This window comes from Algibacter lectus (assembly GCF_004368925.1).
Lineage (GTDB): Bacteria > Bacteroidota > Bacteroidia > Flavobacteriales > Flavobacteriaceae > Algibacter > Algibacter lectus.
Genome location: NZ_SORL01000009.1, coordinates 84718 through 99098 on the forward strand (window position 1 = coordinate 84718; position 14381 = coordinate 99098).

Annotated in this window: 10 protein-coding genes; 8 read left to right on the plus strand and 2 right to left on the minus strand. The window is 33.6% G+C overall.

From position 1 onward, the window contains the following. Positions 1–113 precede the first annotated feature (113 nt). From DFQ06_RS13000 to uvrB, 6 genes are all read left to right on the plus strand, one after another. Positions 114–455, plus strand: coding sequence for a PadR family transcriptional regulator (locus DFQ06_RS13000; RefSeq protein WP_042504808.1), 342 nt, complete (start codon positions 114–116; stop codon positions 453–455). Beyond that, positions 452–2251 (plus strand): PspC domain-containing protein, encoded by a 1800-nt coding sequence (locus DFQ06_RS13005; protein WP_133968122.1) that lies wholly within the window; start codon positions 452–454, stop codon positions 2249–2251. The genes DFQ06_RS13000 and DFQ06_RS13005 overlap by 4 nt, the downstream gene beginning before the upstream one ends. A 159-nt stretch (positions 2252–2410) precedes the next feature. Continuing rightward, the gene (locus DFQ06_RS13010) at positions 2411–3139 is read left to right on the plus strand and encodes a head GIN domain-containing protein (protein ID WP_074937706.1); all 729 of its coding nucleotides are present in this window, start codon (positions 2411–2413) and stop codon (positions 3137–3139) included. Between the two features lie 106 nt (positions 3140–3245). Next, positions 3246–4082 carry a GIN domain-containing protein gene (locus DFQ06_RS13015; RefSeq protein WP_083415765.1) on the plus strand — a complete coding sequence of 279 codons (837 nt, stop codon included), beginning with the start codon at positions 3246–3248 and terminating at the stop codon, positions 4080–4082. A 294-nt stretch (positions 4083–4376) separates the two neighbouring features. Then, on the plus strand, positions 4377–9533 hold the full coding sequence (locus DFQ06_RS13020; RefSeq protein WP_133968124.1) for a T9SS type B sorting domain-containing protein: 5157 nt from the start codon (positions 4377–4379) through the stop codon (positions 9531–9533). A gap of 27 nt (positions 9534–9560) precedes the next feature. Next, positions 9561–11564, plus strand: a complete 2004-nt coding sequence (gene uvrB / locus DFQ06_RS13025) for an excinuclease ABC subunit UvrB (RefSeq protein WP_074937711.1) — start codon at positions 9561–9563, stop codon at positions 11562–11564. A gap of 116 nt (positions 11565–11680) precedes the next feature. On the opposite strand, the gene DFQ06_RS13030 is transcribed toward uvrB, so the two are convergent. Next, the gene (locus tag DFQ06_RS13030) at positions 11681–12094 is read right to left on the minus strand and encodes a hypothetical protein (RefSeq protein WP_042495622.1); all 414 of its coding nucleotides are present in this window, start codon (positions 12092–12094) and stop codon (positions 11681–11683) included. 526 nt (positions 12095–12620) lie between these two features. Between DFQ06_RS13030 and DFQ06_RS13035 the strand changes: the two genes are divergently transcribed. Further along, positions 12621–12875 carry a DUF1456 family protein gene (locus DFQ06_RS13035; RefSeq protein WP_042504819.1) on the plus strand — a complete coding sequence of 85 codons (255 nt, stop codon included), beginning with the start codon at positions 12621–12623 and terminating at the stop codon, positions 12873–12875. Between the two features lie 38 nt (positions 12876–12913). Here the strand turns inward: DFQ06_RS13035 and DFQ06_RS13040 are convergent, their stop codons facing one another. Then, on the minus strand, positions 12914–13891 hold the full coding sequence (locus DFQ06_RS13040; RefSeq protein ID WP_052415359.1) for an FKBP-type peptidyl-prolyl cis-trans isomerase: 978 nt from the start codon (positions 13889–13891) through the stop codon (positions 12914–12916). 89 nt (positions 13892–13980) lie between these two features. Here DFQ06_RS13040 and DFQ06_RS13045 point away from each other — a divergent pair, with 89 nt between their 5' ends. Beyond that, positions 13981–14367, plus strand: a complete 387-nt coding sequence (locus DFQ06_RS13045; RefSeq protein WP_042495628.1) for an RNA-binding S4 domain-containing protein — start codon at positions 13981–13983, stop codon at positions 14365–14367. The last annotated feature ends 14 nt before the right edge of the window (positions 14368–14381 follow it).

The following is a 14381-nucleotide window of genomic DNA, read 5'->3' on the forward strand; positions in this document are numbered from 1 at the left end:
TTTTTTCAGGATAAAGGGTAACGCCCAAAATAAAAAATTAAATTTCATCAATAATCAATCATCAAAATCAATCAAAAAATGAACAGTTTCACAAAATTAAAATGCTTTAGAATATGAAGATAGAAAACACAAAAGCACAAATGCGTAAAGGGGTATTAGAATTCTGCATACTCTCGGTTTTAAAAGACGAGGATGCTTATGTTGCCGAAATTCTAAGCACCTTAAAAGATGCAAAGTTGCTGGTTGTGGAAGGTACCATTTATCCGTTGCTTACGCGACTTAAAAATGCGGGACTTTTAAACTACAGATGGGAAGAATCGACCTCTGGACCACCACGGAAATATTATGGCTTAACCGAGACGGGAAAGCTATTTTTAAAAGAATTAGACACCACTTGGAGTGAATTACACCATGCAGTAACCATAGTAACTAGCCAAAAACCACCAAAAAAATGAATAAAACAGTAAATATAAATTTAGCAGGTATATTTTTTCATATTGATGAAGATGCTTACTTAAAGCTGCAACGTTACCTGGAGGCTATTAAACGTTCGTTTACAGACTCGCAAGGGCGATCGGAGATTATATCTGATATTGAAGCACGAATTGCCGAACTTTTTAACGAACGTGTGCAAATGGACCGCCAAGTTATTAGAGTAAAAGAGGTGGATGAAGTGATCTCTATTATGGGCCAACCGGAAGATTATTTAGTGGACGACGAGATTTTTGAAGATGAGCCGCAACCAACACCTAGAAGAAAAAAATCGAACGCTAGAAAATTATTTCGTGATACAAACAACTCATATATTGGTGGTGTATCTTCTGGGTTAGCACATTATTTAGGTATAGATGCTATTTGGATTCGTTTGGTTTGGGTTTTATTATTTTTTGGATTTGGAACAGGGATTCTACTTTATATTTTACTTTGGGTATTAGTACCTGAAGCTAAAACAACAGCTGAAAAAATAATGATGACCGGAGAACCGGTTAACATTAGTAACATTGAAAAAAAAATTAAAGACGGTTTTGAAAACGTATCGGAAACGGTGACGGATGTTGCTAAAAATGTTTCGGATTCGGTATCTAACGCTACAAAAAACATCGATTTCGAAAAGCAAGGTAGTAGAATAAAATCGTCTTCTAGATCATTCTTTGAAGCTATTGGAGACATTATTATGTTCTTTTTTAAAGTGATTGCTAAATTTATTGGTGTGCTCCTTATTTTTATTGGTGCCGCTGCTTTAATTGCTTTAATTATTGGCCTATTCTCGGTTGGTGTTGCCAACTTTGTGCACATACCTGGTTTAGATTTGGTAGATATTGTTAATGCTGGCGAAACTCCTATTTGGTTTGTTTCCCTACTTACGCTATTTGCTGTTGGTATTCCTTTCTTTTTCCTGTTCTATTTAGGCTTAAAAATTTTGGTAAACAACTTAAAATCTATTGGTAATGTTGCTAAATTCACTTTACTAGGCTTATGGATTATATCTGTAATTGGCTTAATTGTTATTGGTATTCGCCAAGCTAGCGAGCATGCTTTTGATGAAACGTATGTTGAAAAAACAGAACTCCCAATTACAGCTATAGATACTCTAAGTATTAAAATGGTTGGTAACGATAATTTAAGTTCAAGCTTTTACCGCGACCACAGTGATTTTAAATTAGCGCATGACGATGAAGGTAATAAAATAATTTATTCTTCTGATATTGATATTAGAGTAAAATCTACCACAGATAGTGTAATTACAGTTGCTATAGAAAAAAGTGCCGATGGACGCGATTACCAGAAAGCCAGAGCTCGTGCTAAAAATATTGATTACAACTTCGAGCTTAGAAATAATGTTTTATTGCTAGACTCTTATTTTACAACCGATCCAAAAAATAAGTTTAGTGATCAAGAAGTAGATGTTGTTCTCTACATTCCAGAAAACATGATTATTAACTTTAAGAAGAACACAGAGTCTTATATTTACTACAGAAACTATGATGGTAACCTGATTAGAAGACAACATGTAAACTACAATCTTAAAATTCTTGATAATGACCTTGAATGCTTAGATTGCCCTATTGAGGAAAATGAAGACATGGAAATTGAAATCAACATGCCTAACGTTAAGATAAACGAAAACGGTATTGAAGTTAGATCTGAAGAGAACCATTTAAAAATAGACGAAAGTGGTATTAAAGCAGAATCGGACGAAGTTAAACTGAACATTGATAAAAACGGAATCCATATTAACACCGAAGATTAATAATTGAAATGTTTTATATCAAAAGATTGCTAAACATCAATTCATCAACCTAAAACAACAATTCAGGTATTTAAAGTTTTAATCAGACGCTTTTTAAAAGATATTTGAATTATAAATAAAGTACAACACAAACTTTCATCAATCAAAAAACGAATAACTATGGCAACTCTAACAAAAATTATAGTCACAACACTTTTAAGTTTATGCTTATTCTCTTGTAACTTCAACATCAACATGCATTCTGGCGTTAAAGGGAATGGCAATTTAAAAACTGAAACTCGAATGGTAACCGAACCGTTTTCAACCATTAAAGCTACCGAAGGCCTAGATGTTTACCTTACACAAAGCGACAACGAAAGCATTATTGTTGAAACCGATGAGAACTTACAAGAGCTAATTATTACCGAAGTTATAGATGGTGTTTTAAAAATCCATACTGCAGAAAGTATTGGTAAATCTGTTTCAAAAAAAGTAACGGTTAGTTTTAAAACCATTTCTAGTATTATTGCAACTAGCGGCAGTGATGTGGTATCGAGCAACACTATTACAGTAGAAGAACTAGATTTAAAAACAACAAGCGGTAGCGATATGTCTTTAAAACTAAACACCAAAATTTTGAACTGCGAGTCTACTAGCGGTAGCGATTTAAATTTATCGGGGATAACTGAGAAACTTAATGCAGAAGCGACTAGCGGAAGTGATATTGAAGCCAAAGAACTTATTGCTCAATACAGTAATGTAAAAGTTACTAGCGGGGCCGATATTAGTGTAAATACCAAAAAAATATTGGTTGCCAAGGCTACAAGCGGTGGCGATATTAAATATTATGGCAATCCGGAAAAGGTTGATAAATCGAAAAACTCTTCAGGAAACATAACGAAGAAGTAATTTAAAACCATTATTTCACCTTTAAAAGAAAGCCATTCCGGACTTAAATATAAGTTTGGGATGGTTTTTGTTTTATCTTTGTTCTAATATTTAATTAATGTACAAAATGAAACAAAAATCCCTTACTCTACTATTAGCAATAAGTATTTGTTTTTTGGGCCAAGCTCAAAGTGTAGAAAAAGTAAAAGGTAATAGAAATGTAACCATACAACAAACTCCTGTAAATTCTTTTAAAACCATTATTATTGATGAGGGTTTTGAAATTGATTTAGTTTACTCAAAAGAACCATACGTTGAAATAGAGACTGATGAAAATATTCATGAGTTTTTTGTTCTTAATTTAAGAGATAGCGTACTTAATATCGATTTAACAAAACGCGTTACCTCTAAAAAAAGACTGAATATCAAGGTTGCTTATGACGATTTTTTAACAACTATTGAAACTCGTGACAATGCTGAAGTACATAGCTTATCTACAATTAATGCAGATAACATGACATTAATTACATCGGGTAATTCTGAAGCTGGACTGACAATAAAAACGGAAAACTTCAATTTTGAAGGATTAGATAAATCTGACACCAAATTGAATGTAACTGCTAATACGTCGAAAGTTATTTTAAACGGAAACAGTAAATTGGAGGCTTTAATTAATTCACCAATACTAAAAGCCGATTTATACCAAAGAGCAAATGCTGAAATTGAAGGCAGCTGTGATAACCTAACACTTAGAACAGACAATAACGCACAGTTTACAGGTAAAAATTTCACTATTAAAAATTGCGATTTAATTTCGGAAATTGCTAGTGAAGCAATTTTAGAAGTTACAGACACTATAGCTGTAGAAATTTCTGGAGCAAGTTCTCTATATCTTTACAATGAACCGCAAATTATAGTAAACAAACTAGCGAACACATCTAAAATTCAGAAAAAAGAAAAATAATTCTACACAAAATTAATTAAGGTAGCTTTCTAAGAAATGCTACCTTTTTTTTGCTTTCACATTAACCGAAAACCAATTTAACCTACTAAAAATCAATTAAATAAAAAAAATAAATTTTTAAAAAACTCTAAGCTACTCAAAAACATAAAGTTACACAAATGGTTACTCTTTCATAAATTTCTCAAAATTGAAAATAAACCAAACTATATTTTTTCAGTCTAATAATATTAAAGGTTATATTTAACCTTTCAAGACTCTTAATATAAAGATTAACATTAACTTCCGTAACTGTAGATGAATAAATTGGCGTTTTTAAAAAAAGTATCATTCTTAGTTATATTCCTTTTCTGTCTAGCTAGTTTTGCCCAACTTAGTAAAACACACTTTATACCACCTTTAACATACGCCGATTCTGACAATGCTGTACCTCAAGATCAGTATATATATTTATCCACACCTTCTGTAACCGATGTCGCTTACACTATTATTCCGGTCGGACAACCCACATCAACTTATATATCTGGAGTAGTTTCAAATGCATCTCCTGTAGTTATTTTTATAGGCAATGGGGATAGTCAGCTATTCATGCCACCTACACAAACAAGTACCGTTACCAATAATAGAGGTTATATTATAGAAGCTCAAAATAGTATTTATGCCTCAGTTAGAATGATTGCTGCAACTACTGGTGCACAAGCAGGAGCGCTAGTTAGCAAGGGTTTAGCTGCTCGTGGAGAAACTTTTAGAATTGGTAGTTACACCAATGAAAATCCTCAGGACAACTACCTCAACTTTGTTTCAGTAATGGCTACCGAAAATAATACAGAAGTAGCATTTAGCAATTTACCCGTGGGTTTAATTATTGAAAATTATTCAGGAACAACCCCAATAACGGTTAATCTAAACAAAGGAGAAAGCTATACTATTGCAACTAACAGCAATGAAAGCACTATAAACACTGATGGATTAATTGGCACTTTAGTTAACTCAGATAAACCCATTGTTGTAAACTGTGGATCTGCAAATGGTAGTTTTCATAACGGTAATGGTAGAGACTACGGTATCGATCAAATTGTGGGCCTAGATAAGGTAGGCACAGAATATATTTTTGTAAAAGGAGACGGTTATGATGGTTGGGAAAACATTCTTATTGTGGCACATTACGATAATACTTCAGTTAGTATAAACGGAAATGCTGCAATTGCAACTATAAATGCAGGCGAATATTATTTAATTGAAGGCGATCAATATATTAATGGCAATATGTATGTAGAAACCTCTCAACCTGTTTTTGCATATCAAGGTATTGGAGCTACACCAAGCGAAGCTAACCAAGGTATGTATTTTGTACCTCCATTAAGTTGTGAAACACGTGGAAATCTAAATAATATCGCGAATATTCAATCAATAGGAAGTATAGATTTCGAAGGAGGTGTTTCTATTGTTACTAAGGCTGGAGCAACAGTTACCGTAAATAATATAGCTTTAAGTAATTTTTTCACAACAGGACCAACTGCAGTTACAGGAAAATCGGACTACGTCACTTATAAAATCGTAGACCTAACCGGAAACATTTCTGTACAAAGTACAGACGAGTTGTACTGTGCTTATTTCAATTTTAATGGAGCAGCAACCTCTGGTAGTTTTTATTCTGGTTTTCCAACACCGCCAGAAATTAATTTTAATGCCGTTTTTGAAAGTCTAGGAAATTGCATTCCAAATGTAACTTTAGAAGTTGCTAATATGGACAACTTTGATAGCGTTGAATGGTTTTTTGACAATGGCTCAGGTAGTGGCTTTGTAACAACAGGCATTACAACATTTCAAATTACACCAACCGTTTCTGGAACCTACAAACTAGTTGGAGAATTACTCTGCTCAGGCTTAAAACTAGAATCTCTCGAAGTACCTGTAAGTATATGTCCTGACGATAGAGATACCGACGGGATACCAGACAATATAGATATTGATAACGATAACGATGGAATCTTAAACTGTACAGAATCTTATGGTAATCAAATTATCAATTTATCAAATATTAATAGTGGTAGCATACCTGTAGGAGCATATACTTTTTCAGGAACCACAACTGTAACTAACAATACAGTTACTACACCAATTTTCGGAAATAGCGAAGGTATATTTACTAGTGAGGTATCTGTTAAAACTGGCGACCCAGAAAGCAGCACAACCTACCAATTAAACTTTAACAAACCACTTAATTTATTGGTAAGCTATCCCGATACTACTTTTAGTGGAAGCGGCATACTCAACACCAATCAAGAGTTTATTATTCGAGTACCGAGTTCAAGAACGATTACCCTTTTAGATCCTGACGATCAACTTTTAATAGATAGCGATTTCGATGGTATTTACGAAACAGGAATCACGCAAATTTCAGCTTTCGAAATTCGATTTAAATCAAAAACATCATTAGCTTTTGGAGCTGCAACATTCAGCTTTTCGTCCCATGGCGTAAACCAAATAACTTATATTCATAAAAATATTTCAGATACAAATGGCAACCAAGCTTCTTTCCAAATTGCGGCAACTTGCGTTGGAAAAGATAATGATTTAGACGGTGTTGACGATAGCTTAGACCTAGATAGTGATAACGATGGTATTCCAGATTTTATAGAAAACCAAGGTGAACTTGTTATATTATCAAATATAGATGTCGATTCTAACGGGTTGGATGATATTTATGATATTACACTCTTACCTATAGACACAGACAATGATGGCGTACCTGACTATCACGATTTAGATAGTGACAATGATGGTATTTATGATTTAATTGAAACAAGTGCATTGGGCTCAAATTTATCCGATACCGATTTAAACGGTATTGACGATGGTCCTAACTTTGGAATAAACGGATGGACAGATAACGCAGAAACCTCAGCAGACAGTAACCAAATAGGATATACGCTAAGTGATTTTGACAATAACACCGTATTTAGCTATATTGATTTAGACGCCGACGGAGACACATGTTTTGATGTTATTGAGGCAGGGTTTTCTGACGCAAATATGGATAACTACCTTGGAGATACTGCAACAATTACAGTAGACATTAACGGACTAGTAACTAATGCTTCAGACGGATACACGCTTCCTAATTCAAATTATTCAACCAGTGCTACATTATCAATAACTACGCAACCCGTTGATATTACTATTTGTGAGTCTTACGAAGCTTCTATTGCAATAATTTCAGATGAGTCTGAAACATTTCAATGGGAAATAAGCACAGATGGCACCACTTGGAACACCGTTATTGATGATACCAACTACAACAACTCACAAACAGCAACCCTAACTATTATAAATACACCTATAACTTTTAACAACAATCAATACCGTGTAAAGTTAGATAGAAGCGGAAATGGCTGTGGCTTATATTCAGAAAGCATGACGCTTACTGTAAATGCGCTTTCAAATGTTAATTCGCCTGTTATTTTAATTCAATGTGATGATGCTGATCCATCAACACTTGGTTATAGTTATTTCAATTTAACCGAAGCTAATGATGAAATTTCCTCAAATGCTATAAACGAAACATTCAGCTATTATTTAACTGAAGCTTCCGCGAAGTTAGGAGATGAGACGAGCCCTGATTTTATTGCAGACCCAACTACTTTTATAAATAGAACAATTAGTAACGATATAGTTTGGGCCAGGGTCGTAAATGCACTTAACTGCGGGAATATTGCAGAAATTCAACTTAATGTTTCAACTACAGTAATCCCTTCCAGCCTATCCATTACATTTAATCAATGTGATGATTTTCTTGATATTGACGGAAATGATACAGCAAACAATAACCAAAGAGATGGCATTGCAACATTCGACTTTAGTAGTGTAAATACAACTTTATTAAGTTTAATTCCTGCTGGACAAAACCCGTTACCACCAAGATATTATAGAAATGAAGCAGATGCTTTAGCAGAAATAAATGAAATTACAGATATCTCGAATTACAGAAATATTGGGTATCCAAATTCGCAAATAATTTACGTACGTGTAGATAGCTCTATATCTAATGATTGTTTAGGTTTAGGTGGCCATATTTTATTAACTGTAGAACCTTTACCACTTGCGAATCCTGTTACAATTACCAGAGCATGCGATGATGATTCTGATGGCGCCTACCCTTTCGATACTTCTAATTTAGAAAGCGATATTTTAGGAACACAAAACCCCGCAGATTTTAATATTTCATATTTTGATACTGCTGGAGATCCTTTATTATATACTGACGGCACTCCCGTTGTTAGTCCAATTTCATCTACATTTTTAACAAGCAATCAAACCATAACGATTCGAGTTACAAATGCAACATCTTCGGCTCCCGACGGACCTTGTTTCGATGAAACTACAGTAGAATTTATAGTAGACGAAAGCCCTATTGCTAATCCAACACCCTCAATTATTGTATGCGATGGTGAAACTGGAGACATTGATGATGATGGTATATTTCCTTTTAACACCAATAACTTTTCTAGTACAATTTTAGGAGCGCAAACCGGTATGGATATTAATTATACATATATAGATGAATCTGGAGTTACAGTCACAAATTCATCTTTACCAAACCCTTTAAATTCAGAATCTCAAAATATTTTAGTAGAAGTTACCAATCCGGCTAACACCACCTGCATAGCAACAACTACTATAGAATTAATTGTAAACCCACTTCCAGATTTCACTGTAGATTCACCCTTAATTGTTTGTACCTCAGACCCAAATTTCAGTGTAAACTTAGATCCTATTGAAGCTAGTGTAATCGATAGTTTTACTTACGAGTGGTATTTTGAGGATGGTACATTTTTATCTAACCAGCCTACTCTAGACCATGTATCTGCTGCAGGAACATACTCGGTAACACTTACTAAAACAGATGGAACAGGATGCTCACGCACACGTGATATTATAGTTACAGCCTCGGAGTCTGCAAATATGACTCAAGACGATGTTACTATTGTAGATATCTCTAACAACAACTCCGTCACTATAGATACTACAAATTTAGGTTCTGGAGATTATGAGTATGCCCTGCGCGAAGAGGGCTCAAACTTTATTACTTACCAAGCGGAACCCGTGTTTACAAATGTACGTCCAGGCTTTTACACCATTTATGTAAAGGATGATGTTTGCGGAACTACAGAATTAGATATTTCGGTGATTGGTTATGCTAAATTCTTTACACCAAATGGCGATAGTTATAATGATTTTTGGCAAGTAAAGGGCTTAAACGCTCAAACACAACCAAACTCGTTAATCTTTATTTACGATCGTTATGGAAAACTACTTAAACAATTCTTAGCAGGTTCAACAGGTTGGGATGGTACATTTAATGGAAATCCTTTACCTTCTGATGATTATTGGTTTAATGTTCAGCTAGAAGATGGACGACATTTTAGCGGACATTTCACTTTAAAAAGATAACACATTTATTTTGCGTAATTTTGTAAAATGAAGTTTAAAATTGAATCAGAATTTAAGCCAACAGGCGATCAACCAAACGCAATTAAACAATTAGCGGCAGGTTTAAATGCCGATGAAAAATATCAAACTTTATTAGGGGTTACTGGGTCTGGTAAAACATTTACTATTGCAAATGTTATAGAAGAAGTACAACGTCCAACTCTAATTTTAGCGCATAATAAAACTTTGGCAGCGCAGTTATACTCGGAGTTTAAACAGTTTTTCCCGAATAATGCTGTTGAGTATTTTGTATCTTATTACGATTATTATCAACCGGAAGCTTACATTCCTGTTTCTGGAGTGTACATCGAAAAAGATTTATCTATAAATGAAGAAATAGAGAAAATGCGTTTAAGCGCAACCTCTTCCCTACTTTCTGGACGTCGTGATGTTATTGTTATTGCGTCGGTATCTTGTATTTACGGTATTGGAAACCCTGTAGAATTTCAGAAAAACGTAATTTCATTAAAGCAAGATCAAGAAATTTCACGAACTAAACTCCTTCATACCCTGGTACAAAGTTTATATTCTAGAACCGAAGCCGATTTTAGACATGGAAATTTCAGAATAAAAGGTGACACTGTCGATATTTTTCCGAGTTATGCGGATGATGCTTTTAGAATACACTTTTTTGGAGATGAGATTGAAGAAATCGAGTCTTTCAATATTCAAACTAATGAAATTGTTGAAAAATACGAACAAATAACAATTTACCCTGCAAACATGTTTGTAACATCTCCCGATGTTTTACAAAATGCCATTTCGGAAATTCAGGATGATTTAGTTAAACAACACGATTATTTTAAAGAAATAGGCAAACACCTTGAAGCCAAACGCTTAAAAGAGCGTACGGAATTCGATTTAGAAATGATACGTGAATTAGGGTATTGTTCTGGTATTGAGAACTACTCGCGCTATTTAGACCGAAGGCAACCAGGAACACGACCTTTCTGTTTACTCGATTATTTTCCAGACGACTATTTAATGGTTGTAGACGAAAGTCACGTTACCGTTTCTCAAGTTCACGCCATGTATGGTGGCGATAGAAGTCGAAAAGAAAATTTAGTAGAATACGGTTTTAGATTACCTGCCGCTATGGACAACAGACCTCTAAAATTTGAAGAGTTTGAAGCCATACAAAACCAAGTAATATACGTAAGTGCCACACCAGCCGATTACGAATTACAGAAAACTGATGGTGTTTATGTAGAGCAAGTTATTAGACCTACCGGACTTTTAGACCCTATTATTGAAATTAGACCAAGTTTAAATCAAATTGATGATTTAATTGAAGAAATACAAATACGCGTAGAAAAAGATGAGCGTACTTTGGTTACCACACTTACCAAACGTATGGCAGAGGAGTTAACCAAATATTTAGACCGTATTCAAATACGTTGTCGTTACATACATAGTGATGTTGATACTTTGGAGCGTGTTGAAATTATGCAAGATTTACGTAAAGGCTTATTTGATGTTTTAGTTGGTGTAAACTTACTTCGTGAAGGTTTAGATTTACCAGAAGTATCTCTAGTCGCTATTTTAGATGCCGATAAAGAAGGCTTCTTGCGTTCGGCAAGATCTTTAACGCAAACCGTTGGTCGTGCCGCTAGAAATCTTAACGGAAGAGCCATAATGTATGCTGATAAAATTACTAAAAGCATGCAGAAAACGATGGACGAAACCGATTACCGTCGTGAGAAACAAATTGCCTACAATACTAAATTTAACATCACACCAACAGCATTAAACAAGAGTTTAGATAATGTATTAACCAAAAACTCGGTAAGCACTTACAGTTATGAGCTAGAGGCAGCAAAAGCCGCTGAGCCAGAGAGCGAGTATTTAACCAAAGGTGAATTAGAAAAGAAAATTAGAGAGAAACGCAAACTTATGGAAGAAGCTGCAAAAGCATTAGACTTTTTAGTTGCAGCTAAACTACGTGACGAAATTAAAGCATCTCAAGATAAACTAGAAAAGCTAAAGAATTAAATCTTTAGCTTTTCTATAATCTTATACGTCTCAAGTAAAATTAACACTTAGCAGATTTTCCTTAAAAGAAATAGAATGAGTGATAAGATATTATTTTAGAATGTATAAATCCCTTTTTAATTATACTGTGTTTTAAAAATATCAATTAAAACATCTGGTGGTACAATTTTATTAGGAAAACTTTCCATTAAATAAAGTACTTTAGTGATAGACTCGTGACTTAATCCCATACGTAAACCAAAATTATATAATTTAATTACACCTTTAGAATTGTTTCCTCCGCCATGTTCTTGTTCTATATTCATTAAAAGTACTAGTCTATGAAATTGTACAATACGTTCGCTATGCGATTTTAAATGTGTATAGTTTATTGGATTTTTAATTAAATATTCAAAATCCTCGCGTTCTATCTCTAATTGTTTGGCAACACCTAACAAAAAGTTATATTCTATGTTTTTTATATCCTTATCGTGCTTCGCAAAAGCAATCATTTCGGATAGGAGATGCAATTTCTGAGCTCTATTAATCATTTTTAAACTAGTTTTTGAGGGTTATACTATAAATTTAAGCAGAAAGATTAAAAACTAATCGAAGATATAATGTAGCTTATCGAAAAAGCCATGGTATTTTATCGTGTTTTTCTTTATTTCATCAATGTTTTAAAAAATTTCATCTAATAAAATTGCGTTTTATCTTTTATAGTCCTTATTAACAGAATATTAAGAACCTTTCAAACAGCCTAATAAATCAAGAGGTTCCAAAGGAATACTACACACAACTCTCCTCGTTTCAGGGTTTTACAGAATTAACTCACAGATAGAAAACAAAAACATCAGCTTGTACTATTTCAAAAGTAAAAATCGATGAAATGCACAGCATTGCTAAGTTCACCTTATAAAATGATTATTTTTTTTAATGAAGTAAGAAATACTAACTAAAATTCTATTTAAAATATTAAGTTAACTTAAATTTTAATATCTTAATTTTACATTTCTCGATAAAAGGACGATTTAAAACCTAATTTAAACTGTAAAAACAGCAATTGCTATTCAAAATATGACAAATAATGATATTTTAAAAAAATTACGCGTGGCATTAAAACTGCGTGATGATGAAATTGTAAAGATTTTAGAACTGGTAGATTTCAGAATTTCTAAAAGTGAATTGGGTGCGTTCTTTAGACGCGACGATCACCCGAAGTATATGGAATGTGGAGATCAAGTTTTACGTAATTTCCTTAATGGCTTAGTTATTCATTTAAGAGGGCCAATGCCTAAAAAAGGAGAAAAGAAACCACAAAAAAAGGAGTAGCGATTAGCTACTCCTTTTTTTATGGATTAAAAATATAATTAATCTTGATTAGATTCTGTTTCTGTAATATCTAGATATTTTGCAATGCCATTAGCACCAATATCATTTCCTGGATTACCATCTTCGTCTATATCTTCATATATAGAGAAAACACCATCATTATCATCATCTGTATCAGCATAATCTGGTGTTCCATCACCATCAGTATCATCGTCTGTAGTATCTTCTAAATCATCATAATTTACTGTAAATTCACCATCACCATTTAAATCTTCAAGATAAGATGGCACACCATCAAAATCATGATCGTTTACAGTAGTTTGTAATAAATCGAATTTAAAAATTAAAGGCGAGTAAGCTGAAATATCTGTTAAACTAGAAGAAAAATAACCAAGTCCTGAAGGAAGAAACATAACGCCTGCTCCATGATTAGAATAAGCTATAGTTCCATCTGCAGCATCTGCAATAGTTTCAGCTGTATTAAAATCGGTTAAAACTTTTCTCCAAGCTGGAATTAAATCTATTAAATCTAAATTCACAGGATTAACAGCGCTATCGAAAACAGTACCATCTAATCCAGATCCTTCATATCTCACTCTTACATCATCACAAAAGTGTGGAGATTCATCGCCACCACCATCATTTAAATGTAATATGTATACAATGTAATCTGTTTCCGCATAAACCACTTCTTTCGCATCTAGTACAAAATCTGCATCGGCATTATTCAATAAAGAACTTAACAAAATGCTACCTTCTGGTAAAGTCTCACCATCTAATAATTCTGTTAATTCTAAATCACCAATATTAGGATTTACATCTTCTCCTTGAAAATCACTTGCATTAAAGTAATGGCTTTCTAAATACGTAAGTAAAGCTTCATTATCTTCAACTTGCTGTTCTGTTCTATCATTTTCTTCAACAATAACCACGTCATCAGCGTCGTCATCCTTCTTACAGGCCGAAAAAACTAAAACTAAACTTAATATTAAAAAACTTATTTTTCTTAAACTCATTATTGCGTATTTTTGACGCGCAAGATACACTTTATTCAAGAATATTTAATCTTGCACAACAACATTAACGAAGTTTTTACAATAATTGTATGCGGATTGATAAGTATTTGTGGTGTATTAGATATTATAAAACGAGAACCTTGGCAACAACGGCTTGTAAAAAGGGCCAAGTTAGAATAAACAACGACCAGGTAAAACCAAGTAGGGAAGTTTATCCGCAGGATATTGTAGAACTTAGAAAGAACCAAATTAATTACCGTTTAAAGGTTAACGATATTCCGGAAAGCCGTGTTGGTGCAAAGCTTGTAGATCTTTATAGAACAGACACAACACCAAAGGAACAATTTGAAGCTCAAGAACTTTTAAAATACTCAAAAGATTACTATCGTAAAAAAGGTGTGGGACGCCCTACTAAAAAAGACCGAAGAGATATTGATGGCTATACTGAAGATCCTCTTTTTGACGAAGAGGAATAGTTGTTTTTTAAAAA

Excerpts from the sequence above, each read along its gene's own strand:
- DFQ06_RS13000 (WP_042504808.1), top strand. The coding sequence starts at position 114 with ATGAAGATAGAAAACACAAAAGCACAAATGCGTAAAGGGGTATTAGAA.
- DFQ06_RS13005 (WP_133968122.1), top strand. The coding sequence starts at position 452 with ATGAATAAAACAGTAAATATAAATTTAGCAGGTATATTTTTTCATATT.
- DFQ06_RS13010 (WP_074937706.1), top strand. The coding sequence starts at position 2,411 with ATGGCAACTCTAACAAAAATTATAGTCACAACACTTTTAAGTTTATGC.
- DFQ06_RS13015 (WP_083415765.1), top strand. The coding sequence starts at position 3,246 with ATGAAACAAAAATCCCTTACTCTACTATTAGCAATAAGTATTTGTTTT.
- DFQ06_RS13020 (WP_133968124.1), top strand. The coding sequence starts at position 4,377 with ATGAATAAATTGGCGTTTTTAAAAAAAGTATCATTCTTAGTTATATTC.
- uvrB (WP_074937711.1), top strand. The coding sequence starts at position 9,561 with ATGAAGTTTAAAATTGAATCAGAATTTAAGCCAACAGGCGATCAACCA.
- DFQ06_RS13030 (WP_042495622.1), bottom strand. The coding sequence starts at position 12,094 with ATGATTAATAGAGCTCAGAAATTGCATCTCCTATCCGAAATGATTGCT.
- DFQ06_RS13035 (WP_042504819.1), top strand. The coding sequence starts at position 12,621 with ATGACAAATAATGATATTTTAAAAAAATTACGCGTGGCATTAAAACTG.
- DFQ06_RS13040 (WP_052415359.1), bottom strand. The coding sequence starts at position 13,891 with ATGAGTTTAAGAAAAATAAGTTTTTTAATATTAAGTTTAGTTTTAGTT.
- DFQ06_RS13045 (WP_042495628.1), top strand. The coding sequence starts at position 13,981 with ATGCGGATTGATAAGTATTTGTGGTGTATTAGATATTATAAAACGAGA.